The sequence below is a fragment of the Oscillibacter hominis genome, assembly GCF_014334055.1.
GTDB classification, from domain to species: domain Bacteria; phylum Bacillota; class Clostridia; order Oscillospirales; family Oscillospiraceae; genus Oscillibacter; species Oscillibacter hominis.
This window is the reverse complement of the sequence record NZ_CP060490.1, coordinates 25,094-49,819: the sequence shown is the minus strand read 5'-3', so window position 1 is coordinate 49,819 and position 24,726 is coordinate 25,094. Positions and strand designations below refer to the sequence as shown.

Annotated in this window: 28 protein-coding genes; 12 read left to right on the top strand and 16 right to left on the bottom strand. The window is 60.4% G+C overall.

The window, feature by feature from the left end:
- Positions 1-21: 21 nt before the first annotated feature.
- Positions 22-621, top strand: a complete 600-nt coding sequence (gene recR, locus H8790_RS00250) for a recombination mediator RecR (protein ID WP_187333128.1) — start codon at positions 22-24, stop codon at positions 619-621.
- Positions 622-681: 60 nt separating this feature from the next.
- On the opposite strand, the gene H8790_RS00245 is transcribed toward recR, so the two are convergent.
- Both H8790_RS00245 and H8790_RS00240 read right to left on the bottom strand, forming a co-directional pair.
- Positions 682-1,056: a desulfoferrodoxin family protein gene (locus H8790_RS00245; protein WP_187333127.1), complete on the bottom strand. Its 375-nt coding sequence runs from the start codon at positions 1,054-1,056 to the stop codon at positions 682-684.
- A 92-nt stretch (positions 1,057-1,148) separates the two neighbouring features.
- A complete protein-coding gene (locus tag H8790_RS00240; protein WP_187333126.1) occupies positions 1,149-2,240 on the bottom strand; it encodes a DUF3810 domain-containing protein in 1,092 nt (363 codons plus the stop codon).
- 226 nt (positions 2,241-2,466) lie between these two features.
- On the opposite strand from H8790_RS00240, the gene H8790_RS00235 reads away from it, so the two are divergent.
- Complete coding sequence (locus tag H8790_RS00235; RefSeq protein ID WP_187333125.1) at positions 2,467-3,030, top strand: DNA-3-methyladenine glycosylase I; 564 nt, start codon at positions 2,467-2,469, stop codon at positions 3,028-3,030.
- Between the two features lie 107 nt (positions 3,031-3,137).
- Here H8790_RS00235 and H8790_RS00230 read toward each other — a convergent pair whose 3' ends face one another.
- From H8790_RS00230 to spoIID, 5 genes are all read right to left on the bottom strand, one after another.
- A complete protein-coding gene (locus tag H8790_RS00230; RefSeq protein WP_187333124.1) occupies positions 3,138-4,448 on the bottom strand; it encodes a S1C family serine protease in 1,311 nt (436 codons plus the stop codon).
- Between the two features lie 9 nt (positions 4,449-4,457).
- Entirely contained in the window at positions 4,458-5,897 is a 1,440-nt protein-coding gene (locus H8790_RS00225; protein WP_187333123.1) for an ATP-binding protein, read from the bottom strand.
- Positions 5,898-5,939: 42 nt separating this feature from the next.
- A complete protein-coding gene (locus tag H8790_RS00220) occupies positions 5,940-6,635 on the bottom strand; it encodes a response regulator transcription factor (protein ID WP_187333122.1) in 696 nt (231 codons plus the stop codon).
- A 109-nt stretch (positions 6,636-6,744) separates the two neighbouring features.
- Positions 6,745-7,875, bottom strand: a complete 1,131-nt coding sequence (locus H8790_RS00215; protein WP_187333121.1) for a hypothetical protein — start codon at positions 7,873-7,875, stop codon at positions 6,745-6,747.
- 73 nt (positions 7,876-7,948) lie between these two features.
- On the bottom strand, positions 7,949-8,932 hold the full coding sequence (spoIID, locus tag H8790_RS00210; RefSeq protein ID WP_187333120.1) for a stage II sporulation protein D: 984 nt from the start codon (positions 8,930-8,932) through the stop codon (positions 7,949-7,951).
- Between the two features lie 246 nt (positions 8,933-9,178).
- Here spoIID and H8790_RS00205 point away from each other — a divergent pair, with 246 nt between their 5' ends.
- Both H8790_RS00205 and H8790_RS00200 read left to right on the top strand, forming a co-directional pair.
- Positions 9,179-9,994, top strand: coding sequence for a hypothetical protein (locus tag H8790_RS00205; RefSeq protein WP_187333119.1), 816 nt, complete (start codon positions 9,179-9,181; stop codon positions 9,992-9,994).
- A complete protein-coding gene (locus H8790_RS00200; protein WP_187333118.1) occupies positions 9,987-10,694 on the top strand; it encodes a B3/B4 domain-containing protein in 708 nt (235 codons plus the stop codon). Before H8790_RS00205 ends, H8790_RS00200 begins: the two co-directional genes overlap by 8 nt.
- A gap of 257 nt (positions 10,695-10,951) precedes the next feature.
- Here the strand turns inward: H8790_RS00200 and H8790_RS00195 are convergent, their stop codons facing one another.
- Positions 10,952-11,398, bottom strand: coding sequence for a nucleoside deaminase (locus H8790_RS00195; protein WP_187333117.1), 447 nt, complete (start codon positions 11,396-11,398; stop codon positions 10,952-10,954).
- Between the two features lie 78 nt (positions 11,399-11,476).
- Here H8790_RS00195 and H8790_RS00190 point away from each other — a divergent pair, with 78 nt between their 5' ends.
- From H8790_RS00190 to rpsI, 4 genes are all read left to right on the top strand, one after another.
- Positions 11,477-11,734: a DUF2508 family protein gene (locus tag H8790_RS00190; protein ID WP_243208525.1), complete on the top strand. Its 258-nt coding sequence runs from the start codon at positions 11,477-11,479 to the stop codon at positions 11,732-11,734.
- Positions 11,725-11,988, top strand: coding sequence for a pro-sigmaK processing inhibitor BofA family protein (locus tag H8790_RS00185; protein WP_187333116.1), 264 nt, complete (start codon positions 11,725-11,727; stop codon positions 11,986-11,988). The genes H8790_RS00190 and H8790_RS00185 overlap by 10 nt, the downstream gene beginning before the upstream one ends.
- Positions 11,989-12,242: 254 nt before the next feature.
- Positions 12,243-12,674, top strand: a complete 432-nt coding sequence (gene rplM, locus H8790_RS00180) for a 50S ribosomal protein L13 (protein ID WP_187333115.1) — start codon at positions 12,243-12,245, stop codon at positions 12,672-12,674.
- A gap of 13 nt (positions 12,675-12,687) precedes the next feature.
- A complete protein-coding gene (rpsI, locus tag H8790_RS00175) occupies positions 12,688-13,092 on the top strand; it encodes a 30S ribosomal protein S9 (protein WP_187333114.1) in 405 nt (134 codons plus the stop codon).
- A 132-nt stretch (positions 13,093-13,224) separates the two neighbouring features.
- Here the strand turns inward: rpsI and H8790_RS00170 are convergent, their stop codons facing one another.
- The 5 genes from H8790_RS00170 to H8790_RS00150 form a co-directional block, all read right to left on the bottom strand.
- Positions 13,225-14,400, bottom strand: a complete 1,176-nt coding sequence (locus tag H8790_RS00170; RefSeq protein ID WP_187333113.1) for an NAD(P)-dependent malic enzyme — start codon at positions 14,398-14,400, stop codon at positions 13,225-13,227.
- Positions 14,401-14,413: 13 nt separating this feature from the next.
- A complete protein-coding gene (gene larA, locus H8790_RS00165; RefSeq protein ID WP_187333112.1) occupies positions 14,414-15,673 on the bottom strand; it encodes a nickel-dependent lactate racemase in 1,260 nt (419 codons plus the stop codon).
- Positions 15,674-15,758: 85 nt separating this feature from the next.
- Positions 15,759-16,523 carry a creatininase family protein gene (locus H8790_RS00160; protein ID WP_187333111.1) on the bottom strand — a complete coding sequence of 255 codons (765 nt, stop codon included), beginning with the start codon at positions 16,521-16,523 and terminating at the stop codon, positions 15,759-15,761.
- A 12-nt stretch (positions 16,524-16,535) separates the two neighbouring features.
- Positions 16,536-18,014, bottom strand: coding sequence for a sodium:solute symporter family protein (locus H8790_RS00155; protein WP_187333110.1), 1,479 nt, complete (start codon positions 18,012-18,014; stop codon positions 16,536-16,538).
- Positions 18,015-18,254: a hypothetical protein gene (locus tag H8790_RS00150; protein ID WP_187333109.1), complete on the bottom strand. Its 240-nt coding sequence runs from the start codon at positions 18,252-18,254 to the stop codon at positions 18,015-18,017. It abuts the gene before it with no gap.
- A gap of 274 nt (positions 18,255-18,528) precedes the next feature.
- Here H8790_RS00150 and H8790_RS00145 point away from each other — a divergent pair, with 274 nt between their 5' ends.
- The gene (locus H8790_RS00145) at positions 18,529-19,416 is read left to right on the top strand and encodes a MurR/RpiR family transcriptional regulator (RefSeq protein ID WP_187333108.1); all 888 of its coding nucleotides are present in this window, start codon (positions 18,529-18,531) and stop codon (positions 19,414-19,416) included.
- A gap of 129 nt (positions 19,417-19,545) precedes the next feature.
- Here H8790_RS00145 and H8790_RS00140 read toward each other — a convergent pair whose 3' ends face one another.
- Complete coding sequence (locus H8790_RS00140; protein ID WP_187333107.1) at positions 19,546-20,625, bottom strand: amidohydrolase; 1,080 nt, start codon at positions 20,623-20,625, stop codon at positions 19,546-19,548.
- Between the two features lie 172 nt (positions 20,626-20,797).
- Here H8790_RS00140 and H8790_RS00135 point away from each other — a divergent pair, with 172 nt between their 5' ends.
- Positions 20,798-21,616, top strand: coding sequence for a Nif3-like dinuclear metal center hexameric protein (locus H8790_RS00135; protein ID WP_187333106.1), 819 nt, complete (start codon positions 20,798-20,800; stop codon positions 21,614-21,616).
- 112 nt (positions 21,617-21,728) lie between these two features.
- Here the strand turns inward: H8790_RS00135 and H8790_RS00130 are convergent, their stop codons facing one another.
- A complete protein-coding gene (locus tag H8790_RS00130; RefSeq protein WP_187333105.1) occupies positions 21,729-22,181 on the bottom strand; it encodes a DUF4358 domain-containing protein in 453 nt (150 codons plus the stop codon).
- Positions 22,178-23,077 (bottom strand): GDSL-type esterase/lipase family protein, encoded by a 900-nt coding sequence (locus H8790_RS00125; RefSeq protein WP_187333104.1) that lies wholly within the window; start codon positions 23,075-23,077, stop codon positions 22,178-22,180. The genes H8790_RS00130 and H8790_RS00125 overlap by 4 nt, the downstream gene beginning before the upstream one ends.
- Before the next feature lie 214 nt (positions 23,078-23,291).
- Between H8790_RS00125 and moaA the strand changes: the two genes are divergently transcribed.
- Together moaA and moaC are read left to right on the top strand one after the other, a co-directional pair.
- Complete coding sequence (moaA, locus tag H8790_RS00120; protein ID WP_187333103.1) at positions 23,292-24,236, top strand: GTP 3',8-cyclase MoaA; 945 nt, start codon at positions 23,292-23,294, stop codon at positions 24,234-24,236.
- Positions 24,237-24,238: 2 nt separating this feature from the next.
- Complete coding sequence (gene moaC, locus H8790_RS00115; RefSeq protein WP_187333102.1) at positions 24,239-24,724, top strand: cyclic pyranopterin monophosphate synthase MoaC; 486 nt, start codon at positions 24,239-24,241, stop codon at positions 24,722-24,724.
- Positions 24,725-24,726 lie beyond the last annotated feature (2 nt).

The following is a 24,726-nucleotide window of genomic DNA, read 5'->3' as shown; positions in this document are numbered from 1 at the left end:
GAAAAAAGGAGCGGTTCTCCCATGGAATATCTTCCCGCACCCCTTGAAAAGTTGGTGGAACAGTTTGCCCGGCTGCCGGGGATCGGCGGCAAGTCCGCCCAGCGGCTGGCCTTTTTTATCCTGAGCCTGCCCCAGTCTGAGGCCCAGGCCTTTGCCGACGCCATTGTGGACGCCAAAAAGAGCGTGACGCTCTGTCCCGAGTGCTGCAACTTCACTGCCGGGGGCCTGTGCCCCATCTGCTCCTCGCCCAAGCGGGACAGCTCCCTTATCTGCGTGGTGGCGGACCCCCGGGACGTGACCGCCATAGAGCGCTCCCGGGAGTTCAACGGCCACTACCACGTGCTCCACGGTGTCATCTCCCCCATGAATCACGTGGGGCCCGACGACCTGCAGATCAAGGCCCTGGTGGACCGCGTCGCACGGGGCGGCGTACAGGAGGTCATCATGGCCACCAATCCCGACACGGAGGGCGAGACCACGGCCATGTACGTGGCCCGGCTGCTCAAGCCCTTTGACGTGCGGGTCACCCGCCTGGCCTACGGCATCCCCGTGGGCGGACACCTGGAGTTCGCCGACGACGCCACGCTGATGCGGGCCCTGGAGGGCCGCCAGGACATCTGATGACTGCCACGCGGATTCCCACTTCCGGACCTCCCCATTGATTGAATCGCTCTTTCCGCCTCAGGCCTCCGTCTTCCACAGGCCGTGGAGGTTGCAGTACTCATAGGCCGCCACCACGCTGTCTCCATCGGCGAGGGCAAACTTGGCCACCGGCTTCACGCCGGGCTTCAGCTCCTTGCGCTGGCTGCCCTCTTTGGTCTCCAGGACGATGAACTCAATGTGGTGCTCCTCCAGCATGGGGTGCTCCACGGAGCCCACCTTCACCGTGACTGTGCTGCCGTCGGTCTCGATGACCGGCAGGTGCTTTTCCACCGCGGCCTCCACAGAGCCGGGCACCAGTTCCTTCATCTCCTCTCCGCAGCAGAACACGGGAACTCCGGCGGAGTGCTCATAGGTAATGATATTGCCGCAGTGGGCACAGACATAAAACTTCATAAGTCATTCTCCTTTTTTCCTATTATGCGTGGATTACTAACTGGACTTAGTATACCGCAAAAAGCCAACTTTACTGATGGTTTTTGCAACACTTATGTAAAATCCTGATAGTATACCACCAGCAGGTCCACCACCGTGCCGTAGCTCTTGATGCCCGCCGCCTCACCGTAGCCCTTGAGGAAGCCATCGTAAACCTTCTGGCTGGCCCGGGATGCCGGTCCTTCAAAGCTGGCCCAGTAGGCGTTGTTGAACGCCAGGTCCGCCCGTGCCCCCTCCGGCAGCGTCTCCCACACGGAGCGCCACAGCGTCTCGTCGGCCTGGTATAATGCGTTTCCCAGGTGGATATAGCCCAAAAGCCACCCGGAATAGGCGTAGACATCGCTGCCGCAGGAGGTAGAGGCCAGCACAGCGAGGAAGTTACACTCCTGCTCCGAGGCAATCCCCCGCTGATGGGCCAGCTCGTGGGCAATGGTGGAGGGCAGAAGGCAAGCCGGGCTGTCCACATTCAGATTGGACTCCCCGGTAAAGGGGCAGAACACCCCTGTGAAGTCCATGGCACTCATGACCTTGGAAAACAGCACCCGCTTGGGCGCCTGGTCCGGGAATTTGAGGAAGGGAAACTGCTGCTCCACCGCGTCGTAGACTGAGGTGCTGCCTTCAAAGATAGCATCCCGGGGCACGGCGAACACCCCGCTTTCGTCTCGCTCCACCAAATCCGAGGTCTCCGTCAGGCGGTCGGCAAAATATTGGGTCACATGGTACAAGTCCTCTATGGCAACCGGCTGCTCCCGGATGCCGGATTTGTCCTGAAAGCTGTCGGTGTAGTAGTTCACTCCCCAGAGGAGGCAGCAGACGGCATAGATGGTCAGCCCCGTGCACAGCGCCCCCAAAAAGCCGCTGTACACCGCCCGGCGTCGGGGCCGGGAGCGGATCACGGCCCGGGCCCAGAGGATCAGGTAGGCCACGATGAACAGGAGCAGCGCCGCCACCAGCAGCTCCATGCCGGAAAAGGGCACCAGCCCCCACATGCGGCCCAGGGCGCACTTCACCGGGGCAGTGACGTGCTCCGCCACGGCGTTCATCAGCGCCCGGTTTCCCCGGCTTACGGCAAAGGCCGTAAAAAACGCTACCAGCGCAAGCAGCCACACGTGGAGCTTTTGGTACCGCAGAAAAAATGAGCGCATGGTTTCCCCCTTTTTAAAGTCCATTCTCGACTGCTGAAACGGTTCCAGTTTGTGGCACCTTGAGCCGCGGGCTGTCAAACCTGCCCGCAGGCCACGCACGGAACAAAGCTACTTTTTAACTATAGCAGACTTTGGCCCGTCTGCCAAGGTGGGGATACTTTCCTGCGGCCTTGATCCGGGCCCCAGGGTGTGGTACGATGACCCCAATACCAAAGGGGGCACATGAATGGATCAACCGAACGTTTGCAGGTGCGGCTGGTGCAACCTGACCAACCAGGCGTACATCGACTACCACGACAGGGAATGGGGCATACCCACCCGCGACGACCACGCGTTATTTGAGCTTCTTCTCCTGGAGAACTTCCAGGCCGGGCTGTCCTGGGAATGCGTGCTGAACAAGCGGGAGTCGTTCCGCCAGGCCTTTGACCGGTTTGATTTGGACAGGGTCTGCGGCTATGGGGAGGCGGACGTGCAGCGGCTGCTGTCCAACCCGGGCATCATCCGAAACCAGTTGAAAATCCGGGCCGCCATCACCAACGCAAGGGTGTTCCGGGCCATTGGGCTGGAATACGGCTCATTTTCCAGCTACATCTGGCACTTTACAAAGGGCCGTATCCTCTATGAGACCGGAAAATCCAGCTCAGGCCTCTCGGACCAGGTCTCGGGCGAACTGCGCAAACGGGGCATGAAGTTTGTGGGCACCACAATCGTCTATTCGTACCTGCAGGCCATCGGCGTGATCAACTCCCACGAAGAGCGCTGCTTTTTGTACCGCTCCGGCAGGCAGTGACGCGCCATATCCGCCTTTTGGCCCGATGTGCACAGGCCGCCACCCGCGTCCGTGAATCAGAGCCGCAAATAGAAAAAGAGCCGGACATATTGTCCGGCTCTTTTTTGTCACTCTGCGGTCAGCACCACGGAGAGCGTCAGATACTCCCCGTCCCGCCAGATGAGCAGCTCCATGCTCTCACCCGCCAGAATCCCCCGGCGGATGCGCAGCAGGTCCGCACTGGTGGATACGCTCTCCCCCTCCGCCTCCACAATGACGTCTCCGGGGCGCACGCCCGCCTGATGGGCGCCGGTGCCTTGGTACACCTCCTCCACCTCGATGCCCTGGTTGCCGTCCGGCAGCAGCGTGGCCAGCGGCTGCACAGTGATGCCTAAGGTGGGCTCGGAGTGGATTTCCCCATGCTGGATGAGGTCGTTGACCATGTATGTGATGACGCTGGTGGGCAGGGCAAAGCCAAGGCCTTCGATGGTGGTCTTGTAGTTGGTGCTCATTTTAATGGTGTTGATGCCCACCACCTGGCCGTAGCAGTTGATCAGCGGGCCGCCGGAATTGCCGCTGTTCAGCGCCGCGTTGGTCTGAATCAGCGTCAGCGTCCGGCCCTGGACCTGTACGTCCCGGTTGATGGCTGAGACGATCCCGTCGGTCAGCGTGCCACGCAGCTCCACGCCCAGTGGGTTCCCGATGGCGTAGACCGGGTCACCCACCATGAGGGCGTTGGAATCGCCGAACTCCGCCGCATTCAGCCCCTCCGCGTCGGCCTTCAGCACGGCCAGGTCGTTGTCCGCGTCCCCGGCCACGTATTTGGCCTCGATGACCCGGCCGTAGTCCAGCGCCACGGTGCAGTGGCTGCCCCCCTCCACCACATGGTAGTTGGTGAGGATATATCCGTCGGAGGTGAAGATCACGCCAGTCCCGACGCCGATGCCGTCCTCCAGCTGCACCATGACCGTCACCACGGAGGGATTTACCTTCCTGTAGATCTCCTGGGCGCTGAGCGCTTCCCCGGTGAAGGCCCGCAGCGTCAGCCGCACGTCGCCCCCGGTGGGATAAGTGTCCATGGTGATCTCCTTGGAGGGCGTTTCATAAATGAACCCGGGGCGCTCCGAAAAGACCTGATCCGGTATCAGATAATAGACCGCCGTCATCCCGGCCAGCGCCGCGATGCAGCCAAGAAAAATCAAAAAGCCCCTCTTGCCGCGGCGGCGGCGGATGGGCTGCTTCCGGTATTGGGGCAGCGTGTAGCCGCTGACGTACCGCTCCACCACCTCTTCGGCGGGACCCGGCACGTAGTACTCCACTACCTCCCGGGGGTCCCACTCCCTTTCCCGGCCGGAGGGCCCGGCGCCGCCCCGCCCTGTCGTCAGCGGTCCCGCATCCGCCAGGCCGGAGGCTGGGACCTGATTGAATTCATTCTCCATGTCGGCCCCTTACTCAGCATTCAGCGAGAAGGAAAACGTGGTGACTCCATTCTCGCTGGTGACATTGATCTTCTCCCTGTGCTGTTCCAGAATCGTCTTGACAATATAGAGACCCAGCCCCACGCCGTCCTTATCCTCGCTGCGGGACTTGTCGCTCTTGTGGAACCGCTCGAACAGCAGCGGCAGCTCCTCCGCCGGGATGGTATCTCCTAAGTTTTGCACCGTCACCCGGGCCTTGGCATCCTGCAGCTTCACCCCAAGGTACAAATTGGTGCCGGGGCGGGCAAACTTGGTGGCGTTTTCCAAAAGGTTGTAGATCACCTGGGTGATCAGGTCGTTGTCACCCAGCACCAAAATGGGCTCCTCGGGGATGTCCGCATCCACGTCCAGCCCCTTGTCCGTGATCTTCCGCTCCATCGAGATCAGCACCCGCCTGGCACTTTCACAGATATCGAAGTGCTCCCCGGGCCGCAGGGGGTCCATGGACTGAAGCTGGGACACATCTAACATACGCCGCACGAGGCGGCTCAGCCGCCGGCTCTCGTCGGAGATGATCTGGAGGTACTGACGCTCGTTCTCCGGCGGGATGGTGCCATCCAGGATGCCGTCGGTGTAGCCGGCGATGGTGGTCATGGGCGTCTTGAGTTCGTGGGAGATGTTGGCAATGAACTCACGCCGCTGCCGCTCCGTCTGCTGCAGCGATTCGGCCATGGCGTTGAAGGAGGTGGCCAGCTCTCCGATCTCGTCGGTTCGGCCGTAATCCTCCATGCGGATGTCAAAGTTCCCCTCCGCATACTGGCGGGTTGCCCGGACCATGTCCTGAATGGGCTTGATCTGCTGCATGGTGGTGACGGAGGAAGTCACAAAGGCAATCATCAGCACCACCATGGAGGTCATGAAGAACAGCCCGATGAAGTTGCGCCACATGCCGTTGACCGCAGCAGCGTCGGTAACGGCCAGCACAATCCCCACCGTCTCGCCGGTGAGGCGGGAGGCGGCGGGCACGGCGATGACCATGCGGGACTTTTCGTAGGTCCCGTTGATGGTGCTGCGCCCCGTATACTGCCCGTCGGTCAGGACGCGCTGGGCCATGTCGGCGGGCAATGTCACGGTCTTCCCGTCTAAAGAGCTGTCAGTGGTCAGCAGCGCCTCGCCCCGGACGTTGCAGATCAGGAAGTTTGCGTCGGAGACGGAGGCGGCAAAGGTGGCCAGCTGCTGCAGCGCCTCGCCCTGGGTCTCCACATTGGATTCCAGGTAATCTGCCGACAGCTCCGCCACCGTCTGGGCCTTGGCCTGGAGGTCCGCGCTCTTTTCATCCCTGGCATAGTTGTAGCTCAGTGCGAAAAAAGACGCGCCCAACAGGAACAGCGTCAGCAGCACCATGCCGGCGGTCAGCCGGAACTGCCGCCAGTACAGGCCCTGGCCCGCTCTGTTTTTCTGCTTTCCCATCCTCTACCGGATCTCCTCCGCTTGTAAATTGCCGCGCGCGGCCTACTGCTGCTTGCCGCCGGTCAGCTCAAACTTGTATCCCACGCCCCACACCGTCTTGAGCGCCCACTGGTCGGAGACGTTCTCCACCTTTTCCCGCAGGCGCTTGATGTGCACGTCCACGGTGCGGCTGTCGCCGAAATAGTCAAAGCCCCACACCTCGTCCAGCAGCTGGTTGCGGGTGTAGACCCGGTTGGGGGTGGCGGCCAGATGGTAAAGAAGCTCCAGTTCCTTGGGCGGCGTATCCACCTTTTTCCCGTCCACGATCAGCTCATAGGAGTCCAGGTTGATGATCAGCTTATCAAATACCAAACGCTTTTTCGTGTCGTCCGGGATTTCAGTGCGGCGCAGCACCGCGTTGATCCGGGCGATCAGCTCCTTCATCTCAAAGGGCTTGATGATATAGTCGTCCGCACCCATCTCCAGGCCGTGGATCTTGTCAAAGACCTCGCTTTTCGCGGTGAGCATGATGATGGGCACCTTGGAGGTCTCCCGGATCTTGGCGCAGACCGCCCACCCGTCCATCACCGGCAGCATGATATCCAGAAGGATCAGGTCCGGCACTCCCTTGGCAAACTCTTCCAGCGCCCGGCCGCCGTCGCCGGCGATCCGCACGTCAAATCCCTCTTTCACCAGATACATGCGTATGAGGTCGGAAATATTGGGATCGTCCTCCACCACCAATATGTTGCGTCCCATGGCTTTCCCTCCATTTATTTAGACCCGTTCTGCCAAACGGGCTGAATTCAGCTGAACAGTATGATTATACCCGTTTTTTTCCAAGGTTGTTGAACATTTTGTAAATCCATCAGGTGGTTTCCGTCATGGCAAGCAGCCGGTCCTCCTGACCCCTGGCCAGGGAGAGGAAGGCCCCCAGCCCAGCGGCTGTGGCCTGGCTGCCCAAGTAGACCGTGACATTGCCGCCGCGGCTGCCGATCCGGCGCTGGAGCGTGGACGCTCTGGCCGAGGAGGTGAGGGACGTGTACTCCACCCGGCTCTGGAGCACCAGGAAGCCCTCCCCGCCCAGGCGCTCCACCGTCTGGGCGGAGGCGCCCGGCACCAGGGCCAGCCGGGTCTTCATCCCGCAGGCGCGAAACAACAGCTCATTGCCCTCTCTCAGCCGCTCCAAGGCCTCCTCCGCGCCGTTTGAGCCGTCCGCCGCCAATCCCACGGAAAATCCGGAGGCCGTCAGGCGGCGCGCCAAATCCCCGGCGGAGGGAAGCAGCGACTCCTGGATATAAAAAGTGGCCAGAGCCTGGTTGGCGCCCAAAACGGAAGCAAGCTGCTCCGCCGAAGGCACATCCGTCACATAAAAGCAGAGGTAGAGCCTGTTGCCCACGGCTCCGGGGTCGTCCTCCCCGGTCTGGTTCGGCGCGGGGTCCTGTGCAGGCGGCTCAGGCACCACGGGGGTGGAAGGCGTGCCCGCCTTTTTGTATTCATTGTAGCGGCTGTCCATCAGCGCCCCGGCGGCCTCAATGAACTCCCGGTCATCCAGCATGGCGTGATTGTCCCGGACGCGGACCAGGTAGCCGTGATCCACCTTGGTGTTGGTATAGGTGAGGTCGAAAAAGGAGGCCACCCGGGCCACCGGCACATAGGGGGTGCCGCCCCGCAGCTGGGCCCGCTCGGCATAGATGTTGCCATAGCTGTCGTAGGTTTCGTCCTGCCCTAAGTCAAAGCTCAGCGCCCGCTTGCCGGAGTAGAGGATGAGGGTCTGTTTGTCGGCGCTGCGGGAATAGTAGACATTGATGTCCCGGCCGTTGAAGCTGGAGGCGGGCACATACAGGTAGCCGCCGGACCAATAGGGCATGGTGGAGTCGGAAAGGCCCATGAGCGAATCGTTCATGGAGGTGAAGTAGACCGTATCCGCCGCGGAGACCGTCACAAGCGGAAGGCACAGCGCCAGTGCCAGAATCAGCGCCCCGATCCTTTTTTTCACAAATCCGCCCCCTTTCCGGCAATCTTTTCTGTTTCAGCACTATTTTACACAATCCATCCTGCTTTGTAAAGCGCTACCCCAGCGCGTAGGGCTCCACCGACACGCCGGTGTAGTAATGGGTGAGGATCTCCAGATAGGTGCTGCCCGCCTTTGCCATCTGATTGGCCCCGTACTGGCTCATCCCCACGCCGTGGCCGAACCCGGTCACATAAAAGACCAGCTTCCCATCCGCCGCCGATACTTCAAAGGCGGCGGAGCGCAGCGAGAGGATGCTGCGCAGCTCCGTGCCCCGGACGGTGACGCCGCCCACATCCACCGTCTTCACGCTGAGGTTGTCCATCACGAAATTGGTGAGCCAGCCGGAGGCGTCCCCCGTGAGCCGGGCCTCCGGGTGCTTTGCCAAAAAGAGCTCCTTGAATTTTTCAGGTGTGAATTCCACGCGGCTGTAGTAGTTGGGAATCCCGTCCCCCTCCTCCATGCTGTCCACCGCGCGCAGATAGGGGAGCTCACTGCTCCACACATCCTCCGAATTCCGGGTCCGCCCCGCCGAGGAGGAGTGGAACACCGCAAGGATGGGGCTCCCGTCGTAGAGCATGGTCATGCCGTCCGTCTCCGCCACAGCCGTGTCGATCTTATATTCGTTGGCCGAGGCGGACCGGCCCCAGTTGTCTGCGGCGGCCTCCCGGGAAATCCAGGCCTGACAGCACTTGGAGTCGGTGCAGATGTCAGCGTCGGCGTGGTTTCCCCCGGTCCTGATCTTATAAAGCGTGTAAGTGCGGGCGGCCACCGTCTGGGCCTTCAGCGCCTCTATCTCAAAGGAAGCCGGCATCTCCGCCCGGACCACGCCCTGGAGGTAGGCCCCCAGGCTCATCTCCGTCACCGTGTCCCCCTGCTTCACCCGCAGCGTGGAGGCGGCGTCCATCTCCCCCGGCTCCACCTGCGGAAAGACCTCCGCCTCGTCCTGCTCCTCCGGTTCCTTTTCCGGGCGCAGGAATAAAACCGGTATGGTGAACAGCAGTGCGATGAGGACCACCGAAGCAATCAAATTCTGTCTCATAGCGTATCCTTTCTGGTGCTCCGACGGCTTGTCCCTTTCTAAATGAAGGATTCATCGGCCGCCGGCTGGTTTCACATTCGGCAAGGCGCTCTTGACGCGAAGGCTCCGCCGTCTGAAGAGGGCCTGTTCGATTCAGCTTCTCTATTTCTATTCACCGCCGGTCCAAAAGATGATCGGTGGACAAATGCGGGGCAAAGTGCTATACTGATTCTCAATTTGAATGGGGTCCCATAGGGGAGGATTTATATGAACCAAAAACCCGCCCTCACGCTGACGGCATTGCTTTGCGGCATCTGCGGCTTTTTCCTCCGGTCTTACCACAACCGCACCGGCTATGAGCCGGGCACCGGCCTGCCGAGGAATGGGCCGTTCTGGCCCCTGCTTCTCCTTTTCGCGCTGGCCGCCGCGGCCGTTTTTCTCCTGCTGCGCTCCACGCCGAAGGACCGCGCGCCCTGCCGGTTCTGCACCCGCTTTGCCACCTGCGGCGACCTGGTGCCCACGATGCTGATGGTGGGAGACTTCCTGCTGGCCGCCTCCGGCGTATGGACTGTGGCGGCCGTTTTGCGCGACCCCAATTCCAATCCCGCCGCCATGGTTCCCGGCATCCTGACCGTGCTCTGCGCCGCGGCGCTCTTTTTCGTGATCTCCGGCTGCATCCGTCAGGTGGATATCCCCCGAAACCTGCTGTTGGTTCCGGTGGGATACTATGTCATTCAACTGATTCTAAATTATCGCAGCTATTCCGTCAACCCGGTGCTGGAGCGCTACTATGTGGAAATTTTGGCCCTGGCGGCGCTGCTTCTCACCTTCTATAAGCTTTCCGCCTTTGCCTTTGTCTGCGCCCAGATCCGGCAGCTGGCCCTGTGCGCGGCCCTTGCTGTGATCGTTTGCCTGACCGCCCTGGCCGACTGCACGGGCGCGATGCCCCAGGCGCTGTTCTTTGCTTCCGGAGCCCTGCTGTCGCTGTCTATTCTAATGCTCTGCCGTCCGGAGGGCTTCACCCCTCCCGGACGCCGCCTGAGCCATTTCACCAATCATGAGGAGGATTCCACAGATGTCTGAATTTATCATTGAAACGCCCTTTTGGTCTTTGTTCCCGGACAGCGAAATCGGTGTGCTGGTGCTGCGGGACATTGACAATTCCTGCGAGGAGCCCCAGCTGGCCGCCCGGTTGGCCGAGGCCAACGAGACGGCCAGGAAGTGGATCACAGAGCCGGTGCTCAGCCAGTGCCCGGCGGTGGCCGCGTGGCGCCAGGCCTACAGCCGCTTCAAAACCAAAAAGGGCGTGCGCTCCTCCATTGAGGCGCTGCTGCGCCGGGTGGACAAGGGCAAGGGCGTGGGGCCCATCAACCCACTGGTGGATCTTTATAACACCGTGTCGCTGACCTACGGCTTCCCCTGCGGGGCCGAGGATGTGGACGCCTTTGACGGCAGCCTCCGCCTCACCGTCACCTCCGGCGGAGACGACTTTCTGGCCTTGGGGGAGGAGGAAAACGATCCCACCCTTCCCGGCGAGGTCTGCTATTTGGACAACAAAGGCGCCGTCTGCCGCTGCTGGAACTGGCGGGACGGCCAGCGCACCATGGTGACGGAGCAGAGCCGCCATGTGATCGTGGTCATGGAGTACATGGACGCCAGCCGCCACGACGACATGGCCCGCGCCCTGGAGGAGCTTTCCCGGGATGCGGTGAGTGCCCTGGGCGGCACCGTTGCAGCCAAGGTGATTTTAAACCGGGCGGCGCCCTCTGTGGCACTGGACTGAGGCGTTCCCCCCGGCGCACGGCGAAGCTTCAAGGAAACTGCAAATAGAGAACGGGACCGGCCAAAACCGGTCCCGTTCTCTATTTTTTGGAAGATTGGATGAAAAGAAGTTTTGTCTCTTGCAAGTATTAAGATACAGGACCCTTGTTAAGGAAAATAGCCTCAATTGTTACAAAAGTCTTAAATCTTCCCAATCTGAAAAATTTCTTGTTTCCCCCGGATCCAAGCCGCCTTTGGGGAGCGGAATTTCTTCCTTATTCAGCGGCGAAGGGACCGGAAAAACTCCGACAGCAACTTCCGGCACTCCTCCGCCAGCAGCCCGCCGGTCAGGGCCGGCCGGTTGGGAAATTCCTCCATAAAGAGATTGGTCACCCCGCCGCAGGCGCCGAAGGACTCGTCCCGGGCGCCGTACCAGACATGGGCGATCCGGGCGTTGAGGATCGCGCCGGCGCACATAGGGCATGGCTCCAGCGTCACATACAGCTCGCACCCGTCCAGCCGCCAGGAGCCCAGCGCCTCGTTGGCCTGGGCAATGGCCTCCATTTCTGCGTGGGAGGCCGCGGACTGCTTTTCCTCTCGGCGGTTGCGGCCCCGGCCCACGATCTCGCCCTCCCGGACCACGACGCAGCCCACCGGCACCTCGCCCGCCTCCGCCGCCTCCCGGGCCAGGGCAAGGGCCTGGCGCATAAACGCTTCTCGTTCCATTCAATTTCACTCCCGCGCATAAAAATTGGAATAATTGTCCAAACTCTCCGTACACTGATACAACAGGAGGGATGGATCGTGGGAAAAAAGTCCGCCCGCACACCAGAAGACGCCCGGCTCAACCAACTGCGCTCGGAGCTCAATGAAACACAGCTGGACCTGGCCCTTGCTTACCGCCAGTTTGACATGGTCGTGGACCCTGAGTTGGTGGAGTCCTGCATTTATCAGATCAACGCCCTCAAGGCCCGCTACAATTACCTGATCCGCGTCATCAAGGAACAGCGCCCCGCGGCCGCGGCCGCCGCGCGTACAGAGGGGGCGGCAAAATGGATATGACGCAAAAGGTCCTGTTGGGCTTCCTCTGCTTCTTCCTTGCCCTGGCCCTGCTCCGTCTGTTCCGGGCCCCGCTGCGTCTGGCGCTCAAGCTCCTGGTCAACACCCTGTTGGGCTTCGCCGCGCTCTATCTTGTCAATCTGACCTCCGCCGTCACCGGGCTGGCCCTGGGGCTGAACCTCTGGAACGCCCTGGCGGTGGGGGTGCTGGGCCTTCCGGGCCTGGTTCTGCTGCTGGCCCTTCAGTGGGTTTTATAGTCCATTTACATACAAGGGTTCCCGCGGGCGCTCAGCGCCCGCATTTTCTTTGACAAAAAATTTAAAATTGCAAAGCGAGAAAACGATAGATATGGAGAGATAACGAGAGATTTTATGAGATTTCGTAATGCTAAATCAATTTCTTGTTGACAGTCCAAATCCCATGTGCTATAACTAATCTTGCTCCGATTTTAACCCCGGAGCCTTTGATTTGTAAAGTCCGATCTCGACTACAAGATACAGGAGGAAGAACCATGTCCACTTTTATGGCAAACAAGGCCAACATTGAGCGCAAGTGGTACATTCTGGACGCTGCCGGCAAGCCCCTGGGCAAGACCGCTGTGGCTGCCGCCGATCTGCTGCGCGGCAAGAATAAACCCACCTACACCCCCCATGCCGACTGCGGCGACTGCGTGATCATCATCAACGCGGGCAAGGCCGTTCTGACCGGCAAGAAGATGACCCAGAAGATCTACCGCACCCACTCCGGCTGGGTGGGCGGCCTCAAGGAGACCCCCTACCGCATCCTGATGCAGGACAAGCCCGAGACCGCCATGCGCGTCGCCATCCGCGGTATGATGCCCCGCAACACCGTGACCAAGGATTCCCTGAAGCGCCTGCGCATCTACGCCGACGAAAATTACGAACAGCAGGCCCAGAAGCCTGAGGTTTGGACCGTAGAATAAGGAGGAGTAAGTCATGTATCAGTCTAAAAAGCCTTATCTGTATGGTACCGGCCGCAGAAAGTCTTCTGTCGCACGCGTCCATCTGTTCCCCAACGGCACCGGCTCCATCACCATCAACGGCCGTGACATCGAGGAGTATTTCGGCCTGGACACCCTGAAGATGGTGGTCCGTCAGCCTCTGGCCGCCACCGACAACGTGGGTAAAATGGACATCGTGGCAACCGTCACCGGCGGCGGCGTTTCCGGCCAGGCCGGCGCCCTGCGCCACGGCATTGCCCGGGCCCTGCTGCTGGCCAACGAGGAATACCGCCCCATCCTGAAGAAGGCCGGTTTCCTGACCCGCGACCCCCGTATGAAGGAGCGCAAGAAGTACGGCCTCAAAGCCGCCCGCCGCGCGCCTCAGTTCTCCAAGCGCTGATCGTTTCAAATTATTGTCAAAGGATGCCTGGAACCAGATGGTTCCAGGCATCCTCTTATTTTAGTCTCACTCTCCGACGGAATCGCCATCAAAGCGCCCCAAATTCCACTCTGTCCGCTTACGGTCAAAGACTCATATCCTTGCCACGCCGGAATCGCGGGCGGCCTGGGCCACGGCAGCCGCCACAGCCCCCTTGACCCGGGGGTCAAAGGCGGCGGGGATGATATAGTCGGCGCAGAGCCGGTCCTCCTCGATGAGGCCGGCCAGGGCGGTGGCCGCCGCGATCTTCATTGCGTCGTTGATGTCGCTGGCCCGTGCGTCCAGCGCACCCCGGAAGATGCCCGGGAACGCCAGCACATTGTTGATCTGGTTGGGGTAGTCGCTGCGCCCGGTGGCCGTCACCGCCGCGCCCCCGGCCTTGGCCTCGTCGGGATAAATCTCCGGCGTGGGGTTGGCGCAGGCAAACACGATGGCGTCCCGGTTCATCGTCCGCACCATCTCCCGTGTGACCATGCCCGGCGCGGACACGCCGATGAACACGTCCGCCCCTGCCAGCGTCTCCGCAAGGGAGCCGGCGCGCCTTGACCGGTTGGTGTGGCGGGACACCTCCTCCTTGATCCAGTTCATCCCCTGCTCCCGGCCCTCATAGATCGCACCGCGCCGGTCGCAGAGGGTAATGTCCCCATAGCCAGCGCTGAGCAGCAGCCGCGCGATGGAGACCGCGGCCGCGCCGGCGCCGTTGATGACCACCCGGACCGACTCCTTCTTCTTCCCCACCACCTTCAGCGCGTTGCTCAGGCCCGCCAGCGTGATCACCGCGGTGCCGTGCTGGTCGTCGTGGAAGATGGGGATGTCGCAGCGCTCCTTCAGCTTTTTCTCGATCTCAAAGCACCGGGGCGCGGAGATGTCCTCCAGGTTCACGCCGCCGAAGGAGCCGGCGAGCAGCGCCACCGTGTTGACGATCTCCTCCACCTCCTGGCTCCTGATGCACAGTGGGATGGCGTCCACGCCCCCAAAGGCCTTGAAGAGGACGCACTTGCCCTCCATCACCGGCATGCCCGCCTCCGGCCCGATGTCGCCCAGCCCCAGCACGGCTGACCCGTCCGTGACCACGGCCACCGTGTTCCACCGCCGGGTCAGCTCATAACTCTTCTCCACGTCCTTCTCTATCTCCAAACAGGGCGCCGCCACCCCAGGCGTATAGGCCAGCGACAGCGCCTCCCGGCTGTCCACCGCCGCCCGCGGCGCTACCTCCAGCTTCCCCTTCCACTCATAGTGCTTCTTCAGTGATTCTCTCCCATAGTCCATTTCGATTCTCCTTTTACAAAAGCGGTTTCTCTACCCGGGGCAGTGTGGAGCCGCCATAGGGCATGGCCAGCACCGCCGCCTCCGTCCCGCACCGTGCCAGTGCCGCCCGATAGGCCTCCGCCACTGTGTGGAATGGCTTTAAAAAAAGCTGCTCCACCTGCTGATCCTCCAGCTCGGAGACCAGGTAGACCTCTGCCTTTTCCAGCACCATGGCGATGGCCGCTGCCTTGTGCCCTCCCAGCCGGAATTCCTTTTGAATCCGCTCAATCAGGGAGCGGGCCGTGGGCGCGGACTCCATCCACTGGGCAAAGGTCTCCTCCCCCAGGCCCTCTTTGCACGAGCCGATCAAAACAATGACTCCGCCATCCCGCACTGCTTGGGCGGCGTTGTCCAGCGCCTTCTGTGTCTGATATAGGTTCAGGTCCTTGGGCGCTCCGCCCTGAGAGACCAAAACAATATCCGCCTTTTGGGGGATTTTCTTTTGGTAGAGGGTGTCCAAAAAAGCACAGCCCGCCCGGTGGGCCGCCGTCACATCGCCGGCAAAGGCCCGCAAAATCTGCTTGCGGGGATCAAGCACCACATTCAGGATGAAGTCAACGCCCACCATGGACGCCGCCTCTTCGATATCCTCCCGCACGGGATTGCCCTCCAGGCGGCCCGCCCGGGCCTCCGGCAGCACCATGGCGCTGTGGTTGGCCTGGATGGCCGCCCGGGTGGATACGCCGGGCATAATCGCCTTCGCGCCTCCGGAGTATCCGGCAAAATAGTGGTACTCAATGTTCCCCAGACAGATGCGGCGATCGGCCCGGGCCACCCGCCGGTCGATGTCCACCGGGGTTCCCCGGGAGGTCGTCCCGATGTCGACGCAGTCCGCCGCATCCAGGTCCACACAGTGGATCTCCGCCCAGGCCCGCTCACCGGCAAGATGCCGCTTTTCCTCCTCCGAATGGCCGCGGTGGCTTCCCAGGGCAAACACCAGCGTGATGTCCTCCGGCGCCACGCCGCCCGCGTAAAGCTCGTCCAGCAGTGCGGGCATCACCGCATGGGTGGGCATGGGACGGGTGATGTCGCTGGTGACAATGGCCACTGTCTCCCCCTTGTGCACGATCTGCCGGAGGGGCCGGGCCCCAATGGGCGCGGCCAGCGCGTTTTTGACCGCCTCCTCCCCGCAGGGCCCCGGCGGCAGCTTGTTGGGCTCCAGCACTCCCATGAGGTTTTTTTCATCCACCTCAACGCCCTGCCGAGACGTGCCGATTTTAAATTCCAAATACATGCTTTCACCTCATCGTGCAGGCACACTCGACAGTGCAGGGAAGCCGGCTGAACCCGGCTTCCCTGCACATCCCGCACATGGATTTTTACAGAAGTTTGCGGAATTCCACCAAAAAGTCACGGATATACTCCGCGCAGACCTCCAGCATTGCCTCGCCGTGGGCCCGGGTGGAGCCTCGGGGATCGCCGGGGCCAAACCATCCGCTGGGCGCAAGCTCTCTCGTGTCACGGGCCAGACGGATTGTGCCGCCCCGAAAGTGAATGGCCTGGATGTACTTCGCGGAAATTTCCTCCGTGGGCTGCCCCGGGTTCATGTCCCTGCACAGGCTCAAATCCACACAGCGCTCGTCCACCGCCATCATGGCGGAGGTCTCCAGGATGTCCCCGTGGCCCCCGTTGGCAAAGCGCTGGTCGATCTGGCCCACCACGCTCCACCAGTCGATGCTGGCCAGAATGCCTCCGGCCCGGTACACCTCCAGCGCCGCCTGGTCAATGGCCGGCGTGTTGCCCCCGTGGCCGTTGATGACCGCAAAGCGGCGCACCCCGTGCTGCATCATGGCCTTCGTCACCTTGCTCAGCAGCATGTAAAGGCCCTCGTAGCCGATGTTGATGGTTCCGGAAAAGCTCATGTGATAGTCGCACACGCCAAAGGGAATGGTGGGCAGGACCACCACATTCTCCATGCCCTCCATGGCCTCCACCCGTTCGGCCAGGTTTCTTGGGACCAGGAAGTCGGTGCCCAGGGCGCACTGGGGCCCATGCTGCTCTGTGCTGCCCAGAGGGAGGACGGCAATGGGGTCTCTTTTCAGCGCGGCTTCCGCCTGCGCAGTGGTCATTCGTTCCAGAAACATATCAATCCGTCCTCACTTGACGAGCATATGCCGCTTCAGGGTCTCCTCCGAGGCAGCATACTTCTGCGTGGCCAGGCTGACCACAAACATCACAATCGCTGCCACCACGGCGGCGGGCACCACAGCGTGGAAGCCGTGGATCATGGCCTTGAGCGCAGGCACCTTGGTGCAGGCGATCAGCGTGACCACGCCGCTGACAATGGACGCGATTGCGGCCGGGCAGGTGGCCTTTTTCCAATACATGCCGAACAACACCGGCACGATGAACATGGCCATGCCCGCAAAGGCAAAGGTGTTGATGATAAAAATGCTGCCGGGCTGGGCGCAGCCGAAAATGATGACAATGACGCCGATCACAATGGTCACATACCTGGAGATCTTCATGATGAACTCGTCGCTGGCCTTGGGGTTGATGAATTTCTGATAGATGTCGCGGGTGGCGGCGGAGGTGGCAGTGATCAGAACGCCGTCGATGGTGGACATACCGGCGGCGGCGATGCCGGCAATGAACACGGAGGCCACAACAGGGGGCAGTCCGCGCTGGATGATGACGGGGATGATGTAATCGTGGTTGCTCAGCTCACCGATGAGCGGATAGCCCAGCACACCGGCCCAGGAGCACATGGTGCACGTCAGCATCATGCCCACAGTGGCCAGGATCACGGAGCGGAACATGGTCTTGTGATCCTTCATGGCAAAAAACTTGGTGAACAGCTGGGGCTGGCCCATGGTGAAGAAGGACCAGAGCAGAATGTTGGAAACGTAGTAGCCCCAGGGCATGGCGCCGTTGGCACCGGGGAAGGTCATAAAGGATTCGCCGATCTTGGCCAGGCTTTCATTGAGGCTGCTCATGCCGCCGCCCATCACCAGGCAGATCACAAACGCGGCAATGGCCGCGCCGAACATCAGAACGCCCTGGACCACATCGGTCATCATGGCGCCGCGCATGCCTCCGGTCATGCAGTAGCCGATGACGATGACGCCCATGCCCACGATGCCGACCCAGTTGGGAAGGCCGGTGAACACATTGACCAAAATGCCGGCACCCAGAATCTGCGCACCCATCATGGGAATCAGGAAGCAGAGCATCATGACGCCCAGCACGCCGCTCATCTTTTTGTTCTCATAGCGGTCGGAGAGATAGTCGGACAGGGTCAAAAAGCCTTCCCGATGGCCCAGGGTGACCAGCCTGCGGCCGATGAAAATCGCGGGAATCACCAGAGAGAAGGCGACGCCGGGGACATTGATGCCCATGCCGGCATAGCCGATGCCGTAAATCGTGCCGGGCGTGCCCAGGAAGGTGCCCATGCTGTACTGGGTGGTCGCGTAGGCAATGCCGCTGACAATGAACCCGGCCTTGCCGCTGAGGACGAAATAATCCTGCATGGTGTTGGTATGCCGGGTCGCATAGATGCCGATGCCCGCCATCAGCACTATATAGAGGCCGATGACCACAAAAAACGGCACGGGATTGACTGCTACTTCAGGCATTTATTTGTCCTCCTTCTCATCGAATTCGTGATATTCAGGCCTTTTCAGCGCCATCCTGGTCCAAATCAGAATCAAGATCACGGTGGTGACTCCCACAGCAAGCCACCCATAGATGTAGTTGGGTACGCCAAAGGGCCCCGGGATGTACGACTCGTTGACAAAGCAGGGAAGCGGGAGCATGATCAGGACAAATAGCCCTGTGAAAATTGCTCCCCAGATCGTGTTGAAGCGATCCTTCATTTTTCTCACTCCTTATTCCTGATTCGAAGCAGCAGCTTCTATTTGCATCATACCCGATCCTTCTTTAAAAGTCAATTATTTACTTTAATTTTATTTAAAAATATAGCATATGCTCTTGTTTGCTTTAATTTAAAATTCCAGTAAATACGCTAAAATTGTTTATAATTTTTTATTTATTTGTGTGAAAATCACAAAATTTCTTGCATCTTCTCCTCTATTATGCTATGATTGGTCAAAATCCTTTTACAAAATTTATGGTATTGGTATTAAAGTGATGAACAACAACACAAATATCCTCTCCGTCATTCAAGCCTCCTATGAATCCCTCAGCCGCACCCAGCGAAGGATTGCGGACTATCTGCTCCAGCATCCAGACACCAGCTGCTTTTTCACCTTAAAACAGCTCTCCGCCGCCACCGGCACCACGGAGGCCACCATCCTCAGCTTCTCCCGGCAGATCGGCTGTTCCGGCTTTCTGGACATGCGCAGCAAGCTGCAAAGCTACATTACCCAGTGGATGTCGCCCAACGAGAAGATTAAGACTGCCATCTTAAAGGATGACGGGAAAAGCAATGTGAGCGCCGCCATCGCCGAATCTGAGATCAAGGCGCTGAAGCAGACCTTTGCCCATGTCAGCGAGGCGGATTTTGCCAAGGCCCTGTCACTGCTGAAAAACGCGGACCGGATTTATCTTTTGGCCTACGACTACGCAGCCATTGTCTCCAACGTGTTTGCCGAGCGGTTCCAGCGCCTCGGCGTGGATGTGGTCAACTTAGGGGGAAAGAGCATTCCCGACCTTTTGTACCACCTGGCGCTGCTCCAGCCGGACGACCTGCTGATTCTCTTCTCCTACGCGCCCTATACCCAGTTCCCCATCGCGCTGGCCCGCCACCTCCACGACGTCCAGGACGTCAAAATCCTCTGTTTTTCCGACAACGTCTCCGCTGCCGGCGCACAGTTTGCGGATGTGGTGCTGACCAGCGTCACCAAAAACGCCATTTTCCTCAACTCCATGACCGCGCCCATCTCTCTCATCAACCTGCTGGCCTCCATCTATGTCTCCGACAGCAAGGAACGCTATTCCGCCTTCAGCGAGAACCTCTCCCGTCTGCACAGCGTGCTTACGGAGACCTGCCCCAGCGCGGAGCACTGGCTTGTGTGACACGGTTTTTGAAGCAATACAGGATAAAATGCGGCTCCACTGCAGTGGAGCCGCATTTTTTGCGCGGGAAAAGCGGGTGCCGGCATCCATCCGGCACCCGCTTTTCCCATATGAGTCAGAGAGAGGAGATCACTTCAGTTCCAGCAGTCTGCCGACACAGCGGCAGAGGATTTGAACGCCAACGGGAAGGCAATCCGGGTTAAAGCGCATGTCCCGGCTGTGAAGCCCGGGAACCAGGTCCGCCCCCAGGCCCATATAGGCCACGGGGATTCCCCCCTCCATATGGTAGGCATGAAAATCCTCGCTGCCCAAGGTGTGCACCGGCGGCGCAACATCGCCCAACACTTCCCGGATGGCCTCCTCGCAGACCGTCACCAGCCCGGGGTCGTACTCCGCCGCATAACCATGGACTTTATCACAACTCACGCGGCAGCCTACCTTTTCCCCGCTTTGATTGGCACATTCCAGCACCGCTTGGGTCAGCTGGTCCCCCAGGGCGTTGCTTTGGGCGCGCAGGTCAAAGGTCACGCTGCATCGCTCGGGGATCACGTTGTGCATGTTGTCGAAGCAATGGGCATTGGTGGCCTTTGCGGACCAGCTCTGATCGGTATGGATTTTCAAGCGGTCCACCTGGACAATGGTCTCCGCTGCCGCCGACAGCGCATTGACGCCCTCAAAGGGCCGGGCGCCGTGGGCCGCCTTTCCGTAAAACGTGACCGTCATAGGGATGGTGGCCTGGTGCATCAGCTGCGCCGTGGCCTGGCCCAGGGGCAGTTCGGATTTTGGCCGCAAGTGCATGCCCAGCAGCCCGTCCAGATGGGGCAGGCCCCCGTCCCGGACAACGGCGCTGGCGCCGCAGATCGTCTCCTCCGCCGGCTGAAACAGCAGATACAGCGTTCCCCTGCGGATCCCCTGTCTGGCCACCTGGGCTCCCGCCGCCAGCACCATGGCGCAGTGGGCGTCATGCCCGCAGGCATGGCACAGGGTTTTGCTGCCGTCTTCGTTGTTGAATTCCAGGGCGTCCATATCCGCCCGCAGCCCGATGGACAGTCCCGGCTCCGACCCGTGCAGGGCAGCCAGCAGGCCCGTCCCGGCAATGGAACGGACTTCAAACCCCAGTGACTCCAGCCTGGACCGCAGATACCCCGAGGTCTGATATTCATGAAATCCAATTTCCGGAATCTGATGCAGCCGCTTCCAATCTTCCATCAGCTGTTCTGTTTCGACTTGTATATTGATGGGAATCACCTCATTTATTGGCTTCTGAACTCTTATGGATTCTATCATAGCGCATCACATTTTTAATGTCAATGAAATAATATTTGATTTTTTTATTGTATATGCTATAATAACTCATAAATTCAATAAGGGAGTGAATAGTATGGCAAAACCAAACCTGGTTCCTGCGGAGTTTCTATACGACCGCCTCACTGAGCAGTTCAAACCGGACCGGTGCACGGACATTTTTGACAAGATCGGCGTACAGGAGCACAACACGGACTACATCTCCAAAGTCTACACCGCAACCTTTGCCAATCCCGCTGTCATTGAGAACATCCTCTCCCGCGGCGAGGAACATGTGATGCTGTTCTGCCACCATCCCCGGCCGCCTATGCCCAGCCTGCAGGAGGGCTATGGCATGGTGCCCCAGGAGCTGCTGGACCGGATGAAGGCGCAGCAGGTCAGCTTTTTCTCCTTCCACATCCCCCTTGATGTGGCGGGCCCCTACTCTCCCGGCAACACGCTGGCCCGCGCCATGGGCACCAACCCCTATGACACCTGGTATCCTCAAAACGGCGCTCTTTTGGGCGCGCTTTGCCAGTCCGGATTTGAAACCGTGGACGAGCTGGAGCACCGCTTTGCCGCCACGGTGGGCCACCGGGTCAGCCGTTACTCCTATGGCAGCAACACGCTGACCGACGGCAAATTCGCCGTCATGGCCGGTATCTCCAGAAGCACGGACGCTTACCGATTCCTAAGGGAAAACCGGATTAACGTCCTGGTGACCGGCGTCACCGCCCCCACCGTGGAATGGAGCCAAGCCATCCATGAGGCGGCCAGGGAGCACCATGTCACCCTGTTGGGCGGCACCCACTACTCCACAGAGAAGTTCGCCCTGATGTCGCTGTGCCCCTATTTCCGCAACCTGGGAGTGGAGGCAGAGTTCATTGACGAGACTCCGGATCTTGCCGAGCTGTAGGCCTTTTTCCCATCAGGCCGCGGCCCCCGCTCCCCTGCCCTGTACCTCGCGTCAGAAAAAAAGCCGCAAAGACAGCCGCCCTAAAAGGGCGGCTGTCTCTTTTTCAAGGTCTCTATTTCAAGTATCCATCCACCTGCTCATTGGCGCTGTCGGCATCTGCGCAGACCACCGCGATCACGTATACGCCCGACTGCCGGACCACGGCGTCCTTCAGCTTCTCCGCCTCGTCGGGCATATAGTCCGCGTAGCTCTCCCGGCGGTCGGAAAAGCGCTGTTGGACCTGTTTCAGGACCGTTTTGGCCCCATCCTCATCCTTGGATTCAAATACCGCCACCTCATCCGCCGAGGCGCCGCTGCTGGCATAGACCGCTGCGGAGGTTCCCTCCGGCAAATCCGGATACATGGTCGCTGCAATGTCGCTGTCAATGGCAAAGATGTCGCCGCCAAAGAGATCGCTCTGGGCCAGCTCGTCAGCCGTGGCCTGGATGTCCAGGGTGATCTGCTGCGTGCCGCAGGCGCTCAGCAGCAGCATCACCGCGCCCAGCAGGGCTGCTGTTCGTTTCATGTTTCCAATCCCTCAATCGTATGTGTTTTTAAATAGGAGAGCCAGACCTTACAGTACTCTGGCACCAAGTGCTCCCCGTCAAAGGATGCCTCCGGAGGAAGATTTCCCTCCTCGTCGGACACCGCCTCCGCCACGTTGACGTAGGCCACGTCCTTCTCCTCCGCCAGCTCCAGCAGGAGGCCGTTGTACATGCGGATCCGCTCGTTGTTGATATAGGTGCCTTCCTCGTCCTTTGCCTTGCTCACCGGCAGGATGGACTGGATATAGATCAGCGCATCGGGGTTGATTTCCCGGACGCGGTCGATGATCTCGCCGTACTGCTTCTGATACTGCTCCGGATAGACCCAGCCCAATTCATTCATGCCCAGCATGATGTAGATTTTGGCAAACTGCTTGGTGGCCAGCGCGTCCATCATCGTCATCTTTTTCCCGCCCACGGTGATGGTCTTCTTGTTGAACGCCTCGCTGACCGTCAGGCCCACCGTGGTCAGGGACTGGCTGCCCTTCAGCCCGGAGTAAAGCATAAACCCTTCCGTGCGGGAGTTTCCGATGAAAATGGCGTCGGAGAAATAGGTGTCCTCCACGGCCGCGCTCTCCGCCACCACGCAAGTCTTCTCCTCCGGCTGCGGTGTCTCCTCCCGCGGCGTCTCCGGCTGCACGGAGCCGTTCTCCTTCGACTGCTGCCGCTTTCCAATGGCAACAATCCGCTTGGCCCGCTTCTGTGCCCAGGGCTGGGGCGTGGTGCCCTCGGCGTTTGGATGCTGTGTCTGATCCGCCGGGGCCACGCTTCCCTGCACCAACGTGGTCAGCACCGCTGTCAAAAGCAAGATGCAGATAACAGCTGGGATGCTCCAGCGTTTTGTTCTTTTGTAATAGTGTCTCCTCTTTCCCGCCATGTGATTCCCCTTCTTTTGATCTTATTTTCTATTCTACAACAAAAGACGACAAAATGCGTTAAAAAGTTGAAACAAAGTTATAACAATTTTTCCGAAATTTTTGTATAAACCAAATCCTTCCAGACGGTTGCCCCGCAGCCGGTGAATTTCTTGACTTTCCCGCTTTGGCGGGTTATACTTTTTAAAAAATAACGTGTGGGAGGAGGAGATTTCAATGAAGGACGGACATATGCGGGACATCCGGTATCTCAGGCTGTCGGTGACAGACCTGTGCAACTACCGCTGCCAGTACTGCATGGCTCCGGAAGGCGTGGAAAAGCGGCCTCACAGCGAAATCCTCTCCGTGGAGGAATGCGTGGAGATCGGCGATGCCGCAGTCGCCTGCGGCATCCGGAAAATCCGCCTCACCGGCGGCGAGCCCCTTGTGAGGCGCGGGATTGTGGACATCTGCCAGGGGCTCTCAGAGCTGAACGGCCTGGAGGAGCTGTGCCTGACCACCAATGGGAGCCTCCTCCCCCAGCTGGCAGGGCCTTTGCGCCGCGCGGGCGCGGACCGGCTGAACCTCTCGCTGGACACCCTGCGGCCCCAGCGGTTTCAGGAGATTACCCGCCTGGGCTCCCTTGGACAGGTGCTGGATGGGATTCAGGCCGCGGAGGAGGCTGGGTTTTCCCGCCTGAAGCTGAACGTGGTGCTGATGGGCGGCGTCAACGACGATGAAATCCCCGACTTCATTGAGCTGACCCGCACCCATCCCTGGGAGGTCCGGTTCATCGAGCTGATGCCCATGGGCCCCTGCGCCGGCTGGGAGCGCTCCCGTTTCCTCTCCGCCGACGAGGTGCTGCGCCGTTTCAGCGGCCTGGTCCCGCTGAAGGACTCAGGGGTGGCCCGGCGGTTCCAGGTGCCCGGCTGGGCCGGTACGGTGGGCCTCATCGAGCCCATGAGCCACCGGTTCTGCAGCAGCTGTGACCGCATCCGCATCACCGCCGACGGGAGGCTGAAGGCCTGCCTCCACTCCCGGCAGGAGCTCAAACTGCGGGGGCTTCACGGCGAGGCACTCCGCGAGGCCATCCGCCGGGGCATTGCCTCCAAGCCGGAGCGCCATCACCTGACGGAGGACGGCAGCGAAACGCCCCGATGCATGAATGAGATTGGAGGATAGCAATGTCAGACTTGACTCATTTCAACGGCCAGGGCCGCTCCCGAATGGTGGATGTGACCGGCAAGGAGGTCACCCACCGGACCGCATCCGCCGCCGGAGCGGTGGCGGTCAGCCCGGAGGTGCTGGAGCGCATCCGCTCCGGCACGGTGAAAAAGGGCGATGTACTGGCCGTGGCCCAGGTGGCGGGGATCATGGCCGCCAAGCGCTGCTGGGAGCTGATCCCCATGTGCCACCCCCTTGCCCTCACCGGCGTGGATTTGTCCTTTTCACTGGAGGAATCCCCCTGCCGGGTGGTGATCCGCTCCGACGTCTCCTGCGATGGCGTCACCGGCGTGGAGATGGAGGCGCTGACCGCGGTCTCGGCGGCCGCGCTGACGATTTATGATATGTGCAAGGCTATGCAGAAAGACATGGTCATCGGTCCCATCCGCCTGCTGCGCAAGGCCGGGGGCAAAAGCGGGGACTACTGCGCACAGGAGGAGGAATGAGC